The 16,708-nt window shown below is 75.0% G+C and carries 15 protein-coding genes; 6 read left to right on the top strand and 9 right to left on the bottom strand.

Translation table 11 applies throughout. From position 1 onward, the window contains the following. Nucleotides 1–42 precede the first annotated feature (42 nt). A complete protein-coding gene (locus OF117_RS11945; RefSeq protein ID WP_263553061.1) occupies nt 43–1,254 on the top strand; it encodes an acyl-CoA dehydrogenase family protein in 1,212 nt (403 codons plus the stop codon). 43 nt (nt 1,255–1,297) lie between these two features. Here the strand turns inward: OF117_RS11945 and OF117_RS11940 are convergent, their stop codons facing one another. Then, the gene (locus tag OF117_RS11940) at nt 1,298–1,498 is read right to left on the bottom strand and encodes a hypothetical protein (protein WP_263553060.1); all 201 of its coding nucleotides are present in this window, start codon (nt 1,496–1,498) and stop codon (nt 1,298–1,300) included. A 158-nt stretch (nt 1,499–1,656) separates the two neighbouring features. Between OF117_RS11940 and OF117_RS11935 the strand changes: the two genes are divergently transcribed. Both OF117_RS11935 and OF117_RS11930 read left to right on the top strand, forming a co-directional pair. Then, nucleotides 1,657–2,166 (top strand): SigE family RNA polymerase sigma factor, encoded by a 510-nt coding sequence (locus OF117_RS11935; protein ID WP_263553059.1) that lies wholly within the window; start codon nt 1,657–1,659, stop codon nt 2,164–2,166. A 1-nt stretch (nt 2,167) separates the two neighbouring features. Beyond that, entirely contained in the window at nt 2,168–3,559 is a 1,392-nt protein-coding gene (locus tag OF117_RS11930) for a hypothetical protein (RefSeq protein ID WP_263553058.1), read from the top strand. A gap of 109 nt (nt 3,560–3,668) precedes the next feature. Here OF117_RS11930 and OF117_RS11925 read toward each other — a convergent pair whose 3' ends face one another. The 3 genes from OF117_RS11925 to OF117_RS11915 all read right to left on the bottom strand — a co-directional run bounded on the left by OF117_RS11925 (nt 3,669) and on the right by OF117_RS11915 (nt 6,730). Further along, nucleotides 3,669–3,884, bottom strand: coding sequence for a hypothetical protein (locus tag OF117_RS11925; protein WP_263553057.1), 216 nt, complete (start codon nt 3,882–3,884; stop codon nt 3,669–3,671). Between the two features lie 112 nt (nt 3,885–3,996). Further along, on the bottom strand, nt 3,997–4,515 hold the full coding sequence (locus OF117_RS11920; protein WP_263553056.1) for a GNAT family N-acetyltransferase: 519 nt from the start codon (nt 4,513–4,515) through the stop codon (nt 3,997–3,999). Nucleotides 4,516–4,585: 70 nt separating this feature from the next. Beyond that, nucleotides 4,586–6,730, bottom strand: coding sequence for a putative bifunctional diguanylate cyclase/phosphodiesterase (locus OF117_RS11915; RefSeq protein WP_263553055.1), 2,145 nt, complete (start codon nt 6,728–6,730; stop codon nt 4,586–4,588). Nucleotides 6,731–6,841: 111 nt separating this feature from the next. Between OF117_RS11915 and OF117_RS11910 the strand changes: the two genes are divergently transcribed. The 3 genes from OF117_RS11910 to OF117_RS11900 all read left to right on the top strand — a co-directional run bounded on the left by OF117_RS11910 (nt 6,842) and on the right by OF117_RS11900 (nt 10,239). Continuing rightward, the gene (locus OF117_RS11910) at nt 6,842–8,191 is read left to right on the top strand and encodes an aminotransferase class V-fold PLP-dependent enzyme (protein ID WP_263553054.1); all 1,350 of its coding nucleotides are present in this window, start codon (nt 6,842–6,844) and stop codon (nt 8,189–8,191) included. A gap of 170 nt (nt 8,192–8,361) precedes the next feature. After that, the gene (locus tag OF117_RS11905) at nt 8,362–8,793 is read left to right on the top strand and encodes a VanZ family protein (protein WP_263553053.1); all 432 of its coding nucleotides are present in this window, start codon (nt 8,362–8,364) and stop codon (nt 8,791–8,793) included. Nucleotides 8,794–8,973: 180 nt separating this feature from the next. Further along, entirely contained in the window at nt 8,974–10,239 is a 1,266-nt protein-coding gene (locus OF117_RS11900; protein ID WP_263553052.1) for a multidrug effflux MFS transporter, read from the top strand. Nucleotides 10,240–10,310: 71 nt separating this feature from the next. Here the strand turns inward: OF117_RS11900 and OF117_RS11895 are convergent, their stop codons facing one another. From OF117_RS11895 to rhaS, 5 genes are all read right to left on the bottom strand, one after another. Next, on the bottom strand, nt 10,311–11,783 hold the full coding sequence (locus tag OF117_RS11895; RefSeq protein ID WP_263553051.1) for a rhamnulokinase: 1,473 nt from the start codon (nt 11,781–11,783) through the stop codon (nt 10,311–10,313). 19 nt (nt 11,784–11,802) lie between these two features. Continuing rightward, nucleotides 11,803–13,839, bottom strand: coding sequence for a bifunctional aldolase/short-chain dehydrogenase (locus OF117_RS11890; RefSeq protein WP_263553050.1), 2,037 nt, complete (start codon nt 13,837–13,839; stop codon nt 11,803–11,805). A gap of 112 nt (nt 13,840–13,951) precedes the next feature. Next, nucleotides 13,952–15,121 carry an L-rhamnose isomerase gene (gene rhaI, locus OF117_RS11885; protein WP_263553049.1) on the bottom strand — a complete coding sequence of 390 codons (1,170 nt, stop codon included), beginning with the start codon at nt 15,119–15,121 and terminating at the stop codon, nt 13,952–13,954. Continuing rightward, nucleotides 15,118–15,495, bottom strand: coding sequence for an L-rhamnose mutarotase (locus tag OF117_RS11880; protein ID WP_263553048.1), 378 nt, complete (start codon nt 15,493–15,495; stop codon nt 15,118–15,120). Before OF117_RS11880 ends, rhaI begins: the two co-directional genes overlap by 4 nt. 86 nt (nt 15,496–15,581) lie before the next feature. After that, a complete protein-coding gene (gene rhaS / locus OF117_RS11875) occupies nt 15,582–16,670 on the bottom strand; it encodes a rhamnose ABC transporter substrate-binding protein (protein ID WP_263553047.1) in 1,089 nt (362 codons plus the stop codon). Nucleotides 16,671–16,708: the final 38 nt, after the last annotated feature.

Below are 16,708 nucleotides of genomic sequence, written 5' to 3'. Positions count from 1 at the left end.
CCCCGGGGCGACGCCGGTCGCCCGCGCCGTTACCTTGCGGGCATGGACTTCGCCCTCTCCGCCCGAGCCGAGGACGTCTGCGGCCGGATGTGGGACTTCATGCGCGAGCAGGTCTTCCCCGCCGAGCCGGTCTACGAGGCCTGGCGGGCCGCACGCGGCCACGACGACCACGGCACCCCGCCGGTGCTCGAGGAACTCAAGGTCGAGGCCCGCAAGCGGGGGCTGTGGAACCTGTTCCACCACGAGCTGGCCGGCCTGTCCAACCTGGAGTACGCGTCGGTCGCCGAGATCACCGGCTGGTCGCCGGTCATCGCGCCCGAGGTGATCAACTGCGGGGCGCCGGACACCGGCAACATGGAGACGCTCATGCTGTTCGGTACGCCCGAGCAGAAGGAGCGCTGGCTGCAGCCGCTGCTGGAGGGCGAGATCCGGTCGGGTTTCGCGATGACCGAGCCCGACGTCGCCTCCTCCGACGCCCGCAACGTCCAGACCTCGATCGTCCGCGACGGCGACGACTACGTGGTGAACGGCCGCAAGTGGTGGATCACGGGCACGGCCGACGAGCGGTGCCAGATCTTCATCGTGATGGGCAAGACCGACCCGGAGGGCGCGCCGCACCGGCAGCAGTCGATGGTCCTCGTGCCGCGGGACGCCCCGGGATTCGAGATCGTGCGGCACCTGCCGGTCTTCGGCTACCAGGACCAGCACGGCCACTCGGAGCTGCGGTTCACCGACGTCCGGGTGCCCGCAGCCAACCTGCTCGCCGGCGAGGGCGACGGCTTCATGATCGCTCAGGCCCGGCTCGGGCCGGGCCGCATCCACCACTGCATGCGCGCCATCGGCATGGCCGAGCGGGCGCTGGCGCTGATGGTCGAGCGGGCGAAGGCGCGGGTCGCCTTCGGCCGGCCGCTGGCCGAGCAGGGCACCGTCCGGGAGGCCATCGCGCTGTCGCGCATCGAGATCGACCAGGCCCGGCTGCTGGTGCTCAAGACCGCCGACCTCATCGACAAGTACGGCGCCAAGGGCGCGCGCACCGAGATCGCGGCCATCAAGGTGGCCGCGCCCAAGGTGTGCCTCGACGTCCTCGACCGGGCGATCCAGGTCCACGGTGGCGCCGGGGTCAGCGACGACACCCCGCTGGCCTACTTCTGGGCGCACGCGCGCACCCTGCGCATCGTCGACGGGCCGGACGCGGTGCACATCCGGTCGGTCGCCCGCGAGGAACTCGACCGCGAACGCCCCTACCGCGGCTGACCGGAGGAGATCCGTCGCGGTCACCGCGGCGGATCTCCTCCGCTCACATGGCCTGGTTGCTGCCGAAGCCCGCGGCCGCCAGCTTCGCCAGCAGCGTCTGCTGGTCCAGGCCGGCGCCCTCCAGCGCCGCGGCGTCGCGGTCGGTGTCGATGTCGTCGGGCAGATCGGCGGCGACCTTCTCCGCCCGGTCGTTGTCGCCCTCGGCGTGCAGCATCCCGACCAGCCGCTCCTTGTCGATGCGCATGAGTCCTCCGTCGTGGTCGGTCCGTGCGGTGTGGTGCCCGTGACGTGCCACGTGAAACAGGAGGGACGGCGGGGGCGCCCGCATCACGATCCGGTCACGACGGCACCCCTGCGACGGGTCCGGCGACGTCATAGGAGGTGACGGCGGGAGGAGACCGGATGAGAGCCGCGGACGGGTCGGCGTTCGAGCAGTTCGTCGCCGCACGCTCCGACGACCTCATGCGTCTGGCCGTGCTGCTCGCCGCCGACCGGGGTCACGCCGAGGACCTCGTCCAGACCGCCCTGGTGAAGGCCTACCGGCACTGGGGCCGGATCACCGCGGACGACCCCTACCCCTACGTGCGGCGGGTGCTGGTGACGAGCGCCGCGAGCTGGCGACGTCGCCGCGTCACGCAGGAGATCGTCGACCTGCCGGCGCACGACCCGGCCGGGCCGGACGACACGGACGCCGTCGCCGAGCGGCATCGCGTGGCCGACGCGCTCGACACCCTGCCCGCCCGGATGCGCGCCGTGCTGGTGCTCCGCTACGCCGAGGACCTCTCCGAGGCCGCCACCGCCCAGGCGCTGGGCTGCTCGGTCCACACGGTCAGGAGCCAGACCACCCGCGGTCTCGCCCGGCTGCGCGCCGTCCTCGGCGCCGAGCGCGCGACCGTGCTGGAGGAGTGCTGACATGCCCGACACCGACCTCGAGGACCTGCTCCGCGCGGACCTGCGCGCCCGCGGGGCGGCCGCCCCGCCGGCTCCGCCCGACCTGGCCGCGCGCGTCCGGCGACAGCACCGGCACCAGCGGCGCACCCGGCTGCTCGTGGCCACGGCCGCGGCCGGCGTCGTCGCCCTCTTCGCCGGAGTGGCCACCGCGCTCCCGACCGACCGGCCGGCGCAGCCCGCCGCGCCCGCGACGACGGCGCCGCGCCCTCCCACCTACCTGGAGGACCTGCCGACCCGCGGGTCACTCGCGAGCGATGAGGCGTGGCTGGCCGGCGTCCGGGAGCTGGACTGGTACGGCGGCGCAGCGAGCGACGGCTCCGTGGTCGACGACCTCCCCGCGCCGGCCGACCGCCGGGTCCTCTTCGCCGGTGACACGCCCGCCGGCCGGATCGCCCTGCTGGCCGGCCGGGTGCACGGCCGGCTCGTCACGGTCTGGTTCACCGGGCCGGCCGGCGCCCGGCCGGCCGGGATGACCGCGGCCACCAGCCCGGAGCAGGTCACGGGCAACCAGCCGGTGGCGCTGCTCGCGCCGACGGCGGCCGATCCGGCCGAGGGCACGCTGGTGGTCGTGACCCTTCCCGGCTGGACCGTCGACGTCCAGCTCCCGCCGGTGGTGGACGCCGCGGGCGTCGAGCGGCTGGAACGGCGCCGGCTGCCCGTCGACGACGGCATCGCCGTGGTGCCCGCGCCCGCGGGCGGCGGCTGGTGGCCCCGCCTGGAGACGAGCGAGGCCGGAGGGGTGGCCGTCCCGATCTCCCTCGGGGTCCTGCACGGGACCGGGGAGCACACCCCGGCCCCGACGACGCCGGCCGACCCGCGGGGCATCGCGGCCACGACCGACGTCGGCTGGGTGGCCGAGCTGGCGGCCTCCGTGCTGGCCGAGCGCGACCTGGCGGCGGAGGAGGCCGCACCGGTGCTGCTGGCCGCCGGCCGCGGCCCAGGGGAGAGCTCGGTGGCCCTGCTCGGGGTGACCTTCCCGTCGGGAGCCACGGGCGCGTGGCTCGCGTCGTACACGGTGCGCGGTGGCACGTCGCCCGTGGACGCCGGCGGCACGTCGCTGAGCTGGTACGCCACGGCCTTCGCCCCGGCCGGCACGCCGGTCGACGACCGGTTGCTCGCCGTGCCGGTCGACGGCTCCTGGCTGGTCGTCAGCGGGCCGCAGGAAGCGGTCGCGGCCGAGGTGGTCGACCGACGCGGCACCGTGGTCGGCGTCCTGCCGCTCCGGTCCGGCGCGGGCTCCGGCGCGTTGCCCGAGGGCGTGCTGCTGCCCGTCGAGGACCGGTCGGTGCGGCTGCTCGACGCCGGCGGCTCCGTGGTCGCGGCGGGTCCGCTCACCCCCGCCGAAGGTCTGTGACCGGGACGCGGCGCGGAACGGCCGCCCGACTGGGAGCCACTGGTCGCCCTGCGCCGGCCCGCCGGCTCGTCGACGAGACGCGGGAGCGCGGCCCGCGCGCGGCGGTCGGTCAGCCGCGGCGGCCCGCCCGTGCACGGCGGTGGAGCCACAGCCCGGCCGCGGCGACGACCACCCCGACGACCAGCTGGCCCACGCCGACCCCGGCCTGCCCGCTGCCGAACCAGGTCGGTGACGACAGCAGCAGGACCGCGGCGACGCCGAGCAGGAAGAGCGCGAGCAGCCGCTCGCGGCCGGCGGCCCGGCCGGTCGGTCCGCGTGAGGTCACGTCGGGCAGCGTAGGCGCCGGACAACCGCCGGCCCGGGGGCGGTCCGGGGGTCGGTCGGAGGGCCGGTCGAGGGCCGGTCGAGGGCCGGTCGAGGGCCGGTCAGAGGGCCGGTCAGAGGGCGCAGACCACCGAGATCTCGTCGCGGTCGTCGCCGGGCGCCACCCGTAGCGCGCCGGGGATGCGGCCGACCTCGCGGTAGCCGAGCCGCTCGTAGAAGGCCTCCAGCCCGGTTCCGCCGCGCACCGTGAGGTGCAGGAACTCCCAGCCGCGGTCCCGGGCGATCGCGTGGATGCCGGTCATCAGCACCCGGCCCAGCCCCTGGCCGTGCCGGCTCGGGTGCACCTGCACGCGCAGGACGGAGGCCCAGTGCCGGCGGAGCACCCCGGTCGACTGCACGACGGTGGCGAAGCCGGCGACCTCGCCGTCCACGGTCAGCACCGCGAGCGCGTCCCCGGACCGCCGGACGCCGTCCAGCAGCACGTCGAGCGCGGGCGCGACGTCGTCCGTGGTCACCGGTGGCACGAAGCCGACGGCGCCGCCGGCGTTGCTGACGTCGGTCCAGCAGGTCAGCAGCGCGGCGCGCAGGGCGCCGTCCACCTCGCGGACGGCGCGGACCTCGGCGGTGGGCACGGTGCCGCATTCTCGCCGGACGGCGCGCCCGGCCGGCGACCGGCCCGGCCCGGTGCCGGTCGGCACGCGGTCAGCCGTGCGCGGCCGGGACGGCGGCCGGCGACGGGATCCCCGCGCCCACCGGCAGCCCGGAGGCCGCGGCGGCGAACTCGGTGGCCTCCGCGGCGGCCATCGGCGGGGCGAAGTGGAAGCCCTGACCGAGCGGGCAGTCCAGCTCCGCGAGCGCCGCGGCCTGCTCCGGGCACTCCAGCCCCTCGGCGACGACCTGCAGCTGCAGCATCCGGCCGAGCTGGATGACCGCGTGCGTGACCGCGCGGTCCTCGGGATTGGTCGCCACGCCGTCCACGAAGGCCTTGTCGATCTTCAGCACGTCGACCGGGAAGCGGCGCAGGTAGCCCAGCGACGAGTAGCCCGTGCCGAAGTCGTCGAGGGCCAGCCGCACACCGAGCGCCTTGATCTCCTCGAGCTTGCGCAACGTGTCGGCGGTGTCGTCGGCGAACAGCGACTCGGTGATCTCGAGCGTGAGCAACCCGGGCTCCAGGCCCGAGGCGCGCAGCGCGTCGACGACGTCCTCGACCAGGTCCGGGTGCTGGAACTGGCGCACCGAGACGTTGACGCTCATGCGCAGCCCCCGCTCCGGCGCGCGGCGGTGCCAGGCGGCGGCCTGCCGGCACGCCTCGTGCAGGATCCAGCGGCCGATCGGGACGATCTGCCCGCTCTCCTCGGCCAGCCCGATGAACTGCATCGGCGGGATCAGCCCGCGCTCGGGGTGGTGCCAGCGGACCAGGGCCTCGAACCCGGTGACCTGCCCGGCGGCGAGGTCGACGATGGGCTGGTAGTGCAGCTCGAACTGGTGCCGGTCCAGCGCCTGGTGCAGGTCGGCGGTCAACCGGTCGCGCTCCACCTGTGCGGCGTGGTGGGCCGGCTGGAACGTCTCGCGGCGGCCCTTGCCGGTGCTCTTCGCGACGTACATGGCGACATCGGCCGCGCGCAGCAGGCTGATCCCGCTGGCCGCGGCGGTCTCGGACGTGGCCACGCCCATGCTCACGCCGGTCCGCACGAAGCGGTTGTCCAGCAGCACGGGCTCGCGCATGGAGGCGAGCACGCGGTCGGCGACGCGGCCGGCCTCGGCGACGTCGTCCTCCCCGGTGATCAGGACGGCGAACTCGTCACCGGCCAGCCGGGCGACGGTGTCCTCCGGGCGCAGGCAGGTGCGCAGCCTCGCGGCGACGACCTGCAGCAGGGTGTCGCCGCTCTCGTGCCCGAGGTCGTCGTTGACCGTCTTGAGGTTGTCCATGTCGAGGAACAGCACCGCCGAGGGCGTGCCGTCGGCCTTCTCCTGCTCCTCGGCGGCCCGCAGCCGCTCCATGAACAGCGCCCGGTTGGGCAGCCCGGTGAGGGGGTCGTGGTAGGCCTGGGCCCGCAGCCGGTCCTCGAGCTCCTTGCGGTCGCTGACGTCGCGGGTGGTCAGCACGATGCCGTTGACGGCCGGGTCGGTGAGCAGGTTGTTGGCCACGGTCTCGACCCAGCGCCACGACCCGTTGCGGTGCCGCATCCGGCTGCCGACGGAGGCGAGCTCCGGTGAGCCGGACAGCGCCTGGACGAGGTGCTCGCTGAAGGCCGGCACGTCGTCGGGGTGCAGCAGGCTGCGCACGTTGCTGCCGAGGAGGGTCGCCGGTGGGTAGCCGAGCACCCAGCCGATGGACGGCGTCTGGTAGACGATCCGGCCGGAGGCGTCGACGACGGTGATGACGTCGGAGGCGTTGCGCACCAGCGAGCGGAACCGCTCGCCGGCCTCCAGGGCGTCGAGCAGGCTGTTGAACGAGCCGGCGGTCTCGCCGAGCTCGTCGTCGGAGTCGACCGGGATGCGGTCGGAGTGCCGCCAGGAGAAGTCGCCGGTGTGGCTCGCGCGGGTGACGGTCTCGGCCACCGAGCGCAGGTGCGTGCTCAGCACCGAGAGCCGACCGCCGACCACCGCGCGGCAGACCGTGTAACTCATCGCGCCCACGAGGAAGCCGGCGACGAGGCAGGCCGCCAGGAAGGACGGCCGGGTCGCGTAGGAGCTGGGCACACCGAGCCCGGTGGCGAACGGCGGGAACACCAGGCCGACGGCGAGCCCGAGGCCGATCATGTAGACGGCCAGGTCCCAGAAGACCCGGGGCGTCAGCCGGAAGCCGCGACGGCGCGCCGGCGTGGTCGTCGAAGGTGCGGTCACGACCTCCCGATCGGCCTGCGGTGTCGCCGACTTGAGCGGCCTCACCCGTCGGGGGGTGGACGACGACCGGGAGGCGCTCAAGGACTGCGCGGAACGGCCGATCACCATGCCATGGACGTCACCCTCCCGCCCCGGCACGCCCCCCTCGTGGGTGACGACGTCCGGGTTCCCGTCCTCGGCGGCGGATCCCGGCGCTACGTCGACCTCGACGCCGCGGCCACCAGCTCGGCCTCCGCGGCGGTGACCCGAGCCGTGACCGACTTCCTGCCGTGGTACTCGAGCGTGCACCGCGGGGCCGGCGCGAAGTCCCGCTACTCCAGCGCGCGCTACGAGCAGGCCCGCGACACGCTCCTGCGTTTCGCCGGCGCCGACCCGGCCACCCACGTGGCGCTGTTCCCGCGGAACACGACCGAGGCGCTGAACCAGCTCGCCTACCGGCTGCGCCTGGCACCCGACGACGTCGTGCTGACGACGGCCGTCGAGCACCACGCCAACCTGCTGCCGTGGCGGCGGCACGCCAAGCTGCGCGTCGTGGACGTCGACGCCCGGGGCACGTTCGACGTCGGAGACGTGGTGCGCGCCCTGCACCAGCGCCCCACCCCGCGCGTGCTGGCCGTCACCGGTGCGTCCAACGTCACCGGGTGGCTGCCCGACCTGCTCGCCCTCACCTCCGCCGCGCGGGCGCTCGGGGTCTTCGTCGTCGTCGACGCGGCGCAGCTGGCCGGGCACCGCCCGGTCGACATGACCGCGCTGGGCATCGACGCGCTGGCGCTGTCCGGGCACAAGATGTACGCGCCGTTCGGCGCCGGCGCGCTGATCGCCCCGCGGTCCGTGCTCGCCGACGGTGAACCGTTCCTGGTCGGCGGCGGCACCGTGCGCGCGGTCTCCTTCGACGACGTCGTCTGGGCCGACACCCCCGACCGGGACGACGCCGGCTCGCCCAACGTCGTCGGCGCCGTCGCGCTGGCCGCCGCCGCCGAGGAACTGGCCGAGAGCGGGTGGTCCGGGCTGCTCGCCCACGAGGAGGCGCTCACCCGCGCGCTGGACGCCGAGCTGGCCACCGTGCCCGGCCTGCGCCGCTACGGCGCGGTCACCGGCGACCGGCTGCCGGTCGCGGCGTTCAACCTGGACGGCGTCCCGCACGGCCTGCTGGCGGCGCGGCTGGCCGGCGAGCACGGGATCGGCCTGCGCAGCGGCTGCTTCTGCGCCCACCCCTACATGGCCCGGCTGCTGTCGCTGACCGAGGCCGAGGTGGCGCAGTTCCACGCCGACGTGCGCGTCGGTGACCGGCACGCGCTGCCCGGCGCGGTGCGCGCCAGCGCCAACCGGGCGACCACGCCCGCCGACGTCGCCGCCCTCGGCGAGGCCCTGCGGCAGATCGCCGCCACGCCGGAGGAGGCCCGCCACTACGAGCTCGACGACCACGGCGACTTCGTCCTCCGCGCGCCGGTCCTGTTCTGACCCGAGGAGCCTGCTGACCCGAGGAGCCGGCGCGCCGGGTGCGGGGTCACCCCGACCCGGGCACCGACGGCGGTGCCCGACGACACTGCGGCGACCTGCCGCAGATCGCCGTCATGCAGCACCCAGCGGCGTCCCAGCGTCCTCCCAGGGACCGGGGGGACGGTGGGCTCGTGGACGACGGCGCCCGGCCCGCACCCGCCCTCGACGGCCTGCTCGCATCCGCGCTGGTAGGGGTGGCGTCGCTGACCCTCACCCCGGCCGGCGCGTCCGGCTGGGCGTGGGGTGCCCCGCTGGCCGAGCTGCGCTGGTACGCCACCGGCCTGGACTCGCCGACCACGGTGCTGCAGCTGCTCGGCAACCTGCTGCTCCTGGTCCCGCCGGCCGTGCTCGCAGTGCTCCGGCGGCCCGCGCTGGCGGCACCGGGGCGGCTCGGCGCCCTGTCCGTCGGCGTCGCCGCCGGGATCGAGCTGCTGCAGTGGGCCCTGCCGCTCGGGCGGGTGGTCTCGCCGCTCGATGCGGCGCTCAACGCGAGCGGCGCCGTGGTCGCCGGCCTGGTGGCGGCCCGCCTGCACGCCGCCGTCCGGCCCCGCTGCACGGCCTGACGTCCCCGCCCCGCAGCAGGGCGGGACGCCGGCGCGCAGCGGCGTGTCGCCCCGGACACGCGGGAGCACCCGGGATCCTTCGCCGAGCGAAGGAATAGGAGCAGGCCCGGACGGTCTTGGCACCGGTCGGAGAGGGCCAACGGCGGCCGCTCGACGTTGACCAGCCGACGAAGGACCCTCGTGACCGCTGTCGCCGACCAGGCCACCCGCCCCTCCGCCGTTCCCGGCCCGGCCCCGCACCGTCCGTCGACGGCCCGGCTCGCCCTGGTGCTCGGGGCGTTCGTGGCCATGGGGCCGCTGACCATCGACATGTACCTGCCGGCCCTGCCGACGATCCGCGAGGAGCTCGGCACCACGTCGGCCCAGGTGCAGCTGACGCTGACCGGCACGCTGCTCGGCCTGGCCCTCGGCCAGCTGGTGATCGGGCCGCTGTCGGACGCCGTCGGACGCCGCCGTCCCCTGCTCGCCGGCACGGCGCTGCACGTGCTGGCCTCGCTGCTCGTGCTGGTCGCGCCGGGCATCGCCGTCCTCGGCGTCCTGCGGGTGCTGCAGGGCGTGGGCTGCGCGGCCGCCTCCGTGGTGGCGATGGCGATGGTGCGCGACCTGTTCGCCGGGCGCCGGGCCGCCACGATGCTGTCGCGGTTGTTCCTGGTCATGGGCGTCGCGCCGGTGCTCGCCCCGACGATCGGCGGGGAGCTGCTGCGGTTCACCACCTGGCGCGGCGTCTTCGCCGTCCTGGCCGGCTACGGCGTCGTGCTGCTCGCGCTCGGGGCGTGGGCGGTCCGCGAGACGCTGCCGGCCGGGCGTCGGCGCCGCGGCGGCATCGCCGCCACGGTCGGGACCTACCGCTCGCTGCTGGGTGACCGCACCTACCTCGGGCTGGTGCTCGTCGCCGGGCTCGGCATGGCGGCGCTGTTCACCTACGTGGCCGGGTCGTCGTTCGTCTACCAGCGGCAGTTCGGGCTCGACGAGCAGCAGTTCGGCCTGCTCTTCGGCGCCGGCGCGTTCTGGCTGATCGCGGCCACCCAGCTCAACCCGGTGCTGCTGCGCCGGTGGACGCCGGGCCAGGTGCTGCTCGCGGCGACCACGGCCGGCACCGTCGCCGCCGGGACGCTCGCGCTGACCGCGGTGGCCGACGCCGGCCTGCCGGCCGTGGCCGGCGCGCTGTGGGCGGTGCTGTTCACCGCGGGGCTCGCGCTGCCCAACGCCCCGGCGCTCGCGCTCGCGCAGTACGGCGACCGGGCGGGCGCCGCGGCCGCGCTGCTGGGCGCCGTGCAGTTCGGCGTCGGCGCCGCCGTCTCGCCCGCCGTCGGGCTGCTCGGCAACGACGCGGTGGCGATGGGTGCCGTGATGGCGGTCGTGCTCGCCCTCGCGCTGGGGGTGCTGCTGGCCGTCGTCCGCCCGTGGCAGCTGGCCGAGCCGCCGGAGCCGGCGCTCCCCCGCTGAACCGGACCCGGCCGGCGGCGGCTGGCGCCCGGTCAGCGCAGCCGGCGCCCGGTCGGCGCGCCGGCGCCCGGTCAGCGCAGCCGGCGCTCGGCCGCGGCCCAGTCGCCGGACGACGCCGACGGCTCGTACCGGCGCACGTCCTGCGTGGCGCGCAGCAGCGCGCGCAGCTCGGGCAGGCCGCCGTCGACCGCCCCACCCGCGCGCCCCTGCACCAGGGCGTTCCCGAGCGCGGCGGCCTCCACGGGGCCGGCGACGACCGGCAGTCCGCAGGCGTCGGCCGTCAGCTGGCAGAGCAGCGTGTTGCGGGCTCCCCCACCGACGAGGTGGACCACCTCGACGTCCCGGCCGGACAGCGCCGCCGCCGACCGGACCGTCCGGCGGTAGGCCAGCGCCAGGCTGTCGAGGATGCACCGGACCGTCTCCGCCCGGCTCCGCGGCGGGATCTGGCCGGTCTCGGCGCACGCCTCGGCGATGCGGGTGGGCATGTCGCCCGGCGCGAGGAACCGCGGGTCGTCGGCGTCGACGACGGCGTTGAACGGGGGCACCCGTCCGGCCGCGGCGAGCAGGTCGGGCAGCTCGGCCGTCGGCCCCGCCGCCGCCCACGCTCGCTGCGACTCCTGCAGCAGCCACAGGCCCATGACGTTGTGCAGGTAGCGGACCGTTCCGTCCACGCCGAGCTCGTTGGTGAAGCCGGCCGCCCGGCTCGCCTCGGTGAGCACCGGCTTCTCCAGCTCCACGCCGACCAGCGACCAGGTGCCGCAGGAGATGTAGGCGAACCGGTCGCCGGCCGCGGGGACGCCGACCACCGCCGAGGCCGTGTCGTGCGACCCCACGGCCGTGACGGGCACCGGGCCGGTCAGCCCCGTCTCGGCGAGGACGTCGTCCCGCAGCTCCCCCAGCCGGTCACCGGGCTGGCGGAGCGGTGGGAACAGCCCGCGGTCGAGCCCGAGGCGGTCGACCAGCTCCCAGGCCCACTCGCGCGTCGTGGCGTCCAGCAACCCGGTGGTCGACGCGTTGGTCACCTCGGCGCCGACGGCCCCGGTCAGCCAGTGCGCCAGCAGGTCCGGGACCAGCAGGGCCGTGCGCGCCGCGGCCAGCTGCGCGGTCCCCCGCGCCGCGGCCAGCTGGAAGACGGTGTTGAACGGCAGGTGCTGCAGTCCGCTGACCCGGTACAGCTCCTCCGGCGGGACGGCGGCGTGCACGGCCGGGACCGCGGTCTCGTGCCGGCCGTCGCGGTAGTGCACCGGGTTGCCCAGCAACGCGCCGTCGGCGTCGAGCAGGCCGAAGTCGACCGCCCAGCTGTCGATGCCGACGCCGTCCAGGCCCCCGGTGTCCCGGCCGGCGGCGCGCAACCCGTCGAGGACCCCGGCGTAGAGCCCGAGCACGTCCCAGTGCAGCGTCCCCGAGGTGCGCACCGGCCGGTTCGCGAACCGGTGCACCTCGCGGAGGTCCAGGCGCTCCGGGCCCACGCGGGCGGCCATGACCCGACCGCTGGACGCGCCCAGGTCGACCGCCGCGAAGGTCCGCTCCCGAGCAGCGGTCATGGCCGTCACCGCCGCTCCGTCAGCGGAGGAAGGCCGCGGCGACGCCGGAGTCGACCGGGACGTGCAGTCCCGTCGTCCGGGTCAGGTCGCCGCCGGTGAGGGCGAAGACCGCGTCGGCGACGTGGTCGGGCAGCACCTCGCGCTTGAGCAGCGTCCGCCGGGCGTAGAACTCGCCGAGCTCCTCCTCCGGGACGCCGTACACCGCCGCCCGGGACGCGCCCCAGCCGCCGGCGAAGATGCCCGACCCGCGGACGACGCCGTCCGGGTTGATGCCGTTGACCCGGATCTGGTGCTCGCCCAGCTCCGCGGCCAGCAGCCGGACCTGGTGGGCCTGGTCGGCCTTGGTGGCGCCGTAGGCGATGTTGTTCGGGCCGGCGAACAGCGAGTTCTTGCTGGAGATGTAGACGATGTCGCCGCCCAGGCCCTGGTCGATCATGATCCGGGCCGCCTCGCGGGAGACCAGGAAGCTGCCCTTGGCCATCACGTCGTGCTGCAGGTCCCAGTCGCGCTCGGTGGTCTCCAGCAGCGGCTTGGAGATCGACAGGCCGGCGTTGTTGACGACCAGGTCGACCCCGCCGAAGGCCAGGCAGGCCTCGCGGAAGGCGGCGGCCACCGCCTCGGCGTCCGACACGTCGGCGGCCACGCCGACGGCGACGTCCGGCGACCCGATCTCCGCGGCGGCGTCCTGCGCCTTCTGCAGGTCCAGGTCGGCGACCACCACGCAGGCCCCCTCGCGGGCCAGCCGGTGCGCGATGGCCCTGCCGATGCCGGACGCCGCGCCGGTGACCAGCGCGACCCGCGCGGCCAGCGGCGCCGGCCTCGGCATCCGCTGGAGCTTGGCCTCCTCCAGCGCCCAGTACTCGATGCGGAACTTCTCGCTCTCGTCGATCGGCGCGTAGGTCGAGACCGCCTCGGCGCCGCGCATCACGTTGATCGCGTTGACGTAGAACTCGCCGGCCACGCGGGCGGTCTGCTTGTTCGCGCCGAAGCTGAACATGCCCACGCCGGGGACGAGCACGATCGCCGGGTCGGCGCCGCGCATGGGCGGGCTGTCGGGGGTCGCGTGGCGCCGGTAGTAGGCGGCGTACTCCGCGCGGTAGTCCGCGTGCAGCTCCTGGAGCCGCTGCACCACCTCGTCGGTGCTCGCCGTCGCCGGCAGGTCGACCACCAGCGGCCGCACCTTGGTGCGCAGGAAGTGGTCGGGGCAGGAGGTGCCGAGCGCAGCGAGGGGCTGCAGCTTCTCCCGGGAGAGGAACTCCAGCACGACGTCGGAGTCGGTGAAGTGCCCGACCTGCGGCTTGTCGGTGCTGGCCAGGCCGCGGACCACCGGTGCGAGCGCGGCCGCCCGGTGGCGCCGCTCGACGTCGGGCAGCGGCTCGAAGCCGGGGACGACGGCGCCGAACGGCTCGGCCGTCCCGCGCTCGGCGAGGAACCGCTCCGCGGTCCGGATGATCTCGAGGCTGTTGGCCTCGCACTGCTCGCTGGTCGCGCCCCAGGCGGTGATGCCGTGCCCGCCCAGGATGCAGCCGATCGCCTGCGGGTTCTTCTCCTTGATCGCGGCGATGTCCAGGCCCAGCTGGAAGCCGGGCCGCCGCCACGGCACCCACACGACGCGGTCGCCGAAGCACTCGCGGGTCAGCCGTTCGCCGTCGGCCGCCGTCGCCAGGGCGATGCCGGAGTCGGGGTGCAGGTGGTCGACGTGCGCGGCCTCGACCAGGCCGTGCATCGCGGTGTCGATCGAGGGCGCCGCGCCGCCCCGGCCGTGCAGGCAGTAGTCGAACGCGGCGACCATCTCGTCCTCCCGCTCGACGCCCGGGTAGACGTCGACCAGCGAGCGGAGCCGGTCCAGCCGCAGGACGGCCAGGCCGCTCGCGGTCAGGGTGCCCAGGTCGCCGCCGGAGCCCTTGACCCAGACCAGCTCGACCGGCCGACCGGTCACCGGGTCGGTCCCGGTGCCCGTGGCGGAGGTGTTGCCACCGGCGTAGTTGGTGTTGCGTGGGTCCGCGCCGAGCCGGTTGCTCCGCTCGATCAGCTCGCCGACCACGGGGTTCGTCACGTCGGAAGTCCTCTCATCGGTGACGTGCTGGAAATCGGTGACGTACTGGAACGGCCCTCCTGCGGGGGCCCGCCCCGAGCGTGCGAGGGGTGGGGGGCAGGAGGGTCCTCTTTCAGGCGCCCCAGCCGGCCTGCTGGCCGCCGACGCGCTCGCGGGCGATGCGCTCCTGGTGGCCGGAGCGGGCGTAGGCGGCGTAGGGGTCGGGATCGAGGCCCGTCGACCCGCGCAGCTCGGCCAGCAGCGGCCGGACGTCGGTCGAGTAGGCGTCCATCAGCGCCCCGTGCGCGGCCAGCACGTCACCGGAGCGCTGCGCCGCGGCCAGCGCCTCCCGGTCGACCAGCAGCGCCTTGGCCGTGGCCTCCTGCACGTTCATCACCGAGCGGATCTGGCCGGGGATCTTCGGCTCGATGTTGTGGCACTGGTCGAGCATGAAGTTGACGCCGGACTCCGGTGCCAGCGCGCCGGCGGCGACGATCTCGTTCATGATCCGGAACAGCTGGAACGGGTCGGCGGAACCGACGATCAGGTCGTCGTCGGCGTAGTTGCGCGAGTTGAAGTCGAAGGCGCCGAGCCGGTCCAGCCGCAGCAGCTGCATCACGATGAACTCGATGTTGGTGCCCGGCGCGTGGTGGCCGGTGTCCAGCACCACCTGCGCCCGGTCGCCGAGGGCCAGGCAGTGCACCAGCGAGGTGCCCCAGTCGGGGACGTCCATCGCGTAGAAGTACGGCTCGAAGAACTTGTACTCGAGCAGCAGCCGGTGCCCGGGGTCGAGCATGGCGTAGACCTGCTGCAGCGAGTCGGCCAGCCGGTCCTGCCGGGCCCGCAGGTCGTCCTGACCCGGGTAGTTGGTGCCGTCCGGCAGCCAGATCTTCAGGTCGGTGGAGCCGGTCTGCCGCATGATCTCGACGCACTCGGCGTGGTGGTCCACGGCCTTGCGCCGGACCGCCTCGTCGGGGTGCGTCAGCGAGCCGAGCCGGTAGTCGTCGTCCTGGAAGAGGTTGGAGTTGATGCCGCCGATCCGGACGCCGAGGTCGGCGGCGTGGGCGGCCAGCTTGCCGAAGTCGTCGACCCTGTCCCACGGGATGTGCAGCGACACCCGGGGCGCGGCGCCGGTGTACCGGTGCACCTGCGCGGCGTCCTCGAGCTTCTCGTACGGGTTCCGGGCGACGCCCGGCTGGCCGAAGACCTTGAACCGGGTGCCGGAGTTGCCGAACGCCCAGGAGGGCAGCTCGATGGTCTGGGCGGCCAGCGCCTCGAGGGCACGGGCCTGGGAGGTGGTCACGGTCGGTCTCCAGTGCGTGCGGTGGTGGGCTGGGACCCGGGCTCGCCGAGAGCCGCGAGCTGGGCGTCGAGGTCGAACACGAGGTCGAGCGAGGACTTGCCGCGGCCGTCGGTGCCCGCGGTGAAGAGGGGCGCCATCTCCGCCTCCCACCGGGCGCTCACCTCGGTGGCGTCCACGGCGGCCTGGGCGGCGGCGAGGTCGTCGACGTCGACGGTGCCCACGAGCAGGCCGTCGTCGCGCAGGAAGAGCCGGTAGTCGCGCCAGCCGGCGTCGCGCAGCGCGCGGAGCATCTCCGGCCAGACGGCGGCGTGCCGCTCGCGGTAGTCGTCGAGCCGGTCGGGCCGGACCTGGAGGGTGAAGCAGACGCGGGGCACGGGGTTCCTCGGGGTCGGTGCTGGCGGGGTCCTGCCGCCGCCGGCCGGGCCTCGGCCGGCGGCGGCAGGAGCTGGGACGGCGAGGGTCAGAAGTCGAACTCGCCGATGTTGTCCGCGGTGAAGACCGTCGGTTCGCCGAGGACCACGACGCCGTCCGCCCCGATCGTGTACTCGCCGAGCTCACCGGCCTCGAAGGTCTCGCCCTCCTGACCGGTGATCCGACCGGCCGCCAGGGCGGCGCCGGCGTGCGCGGCCAGGTAACCCAGCTCCTCGGGGTTCCACAGCGCGAACGCCTGCACCGTGCCGTCCTCGACGTACTCCCGCAGCTGGTTCGGCGTGCCCAGACCGGTCAGCGCGACCCGGCCCTTGTACTCGGACCCCGACAGGTAGCGGGCCGCCGCCGCGATGCCGACGGTCGTCGGCGAGATGATGCCCTCGAGCTCCGGGTAGGTCTGCAGCAGACCCTGGGTCTCCTGGAAGGACTTCTCGTCCTCGTCGTCGCCGTAGACCGTGGCCACGATCTCCATCTCCGGGTACTGCTCGGCGGCGTACTGCTCCATGAGCTCGATCCACGCGTTCTGGTTCGTGGCGTTGGCCGTGGCCGACAGGATGGCGACCTGCCCGGCGCCGCCGATCTGCTCGGCCATGATGTCGACCTGGCTCTGCGCGATGCCCTCGGCGGTCGCCTGGTTGACGAACAGGTCGCGGCAGTCGGGGCTGGTGTCCGAGTCGAAGGTCACGACGGCCGCACCGGCCGACCGGGCCTGGTCGAGCGCGCTGCAGATGGCGTTCGGGTCGTTGGCCGAGGTCAGGATGACGTCGGAGCCCTGCTGGGTCAGCGTGTTGATGTAGCTCACCTGCGACGAGGCGCTGGCCTCCGAGGGCCCGGTCTGGGTGAACTCGCCCTCGATCTCGGACACCGCGGCGTCGGCACCGGCAGCGGCGACGTCGAAGTAGGGGTTGTTCACCTGCTTGGGCAGGAAGGCGACGGCCAGGCCCGAGGGGATCTCCGCGTTCGGGTCGGCACTGGCGGCCGCGCCGTCCGTGCCGGACCCGGAGCTCTCCTCCTCGCCGCGCGTGGTGCCGCCGCAGGCCGCGGTGGTGAGCACCAGCGCCGCCACGGCGACGCCGGTCAGGCCGCCGCGCAGCCGACGGCCGGTCAGGAAGCTGGACATTGGTTCCCTCTCTGGGGTGCGCCGGCACCGGTGGCCGG

This window comes from Geodermatophilus sp. YIM 151500 (genome assembly GCF_025716945.1).
Classification (GTDB): Bacteria; Actinomycetota; Actinomycetes; order Mycobacteriales; family Geodermatophilaceae; genus YIM-151500.
Note: the sequence above shows the minus strand (reverse complement) of the source record. Positions and strands in the feature narration are given on the sequence as shown.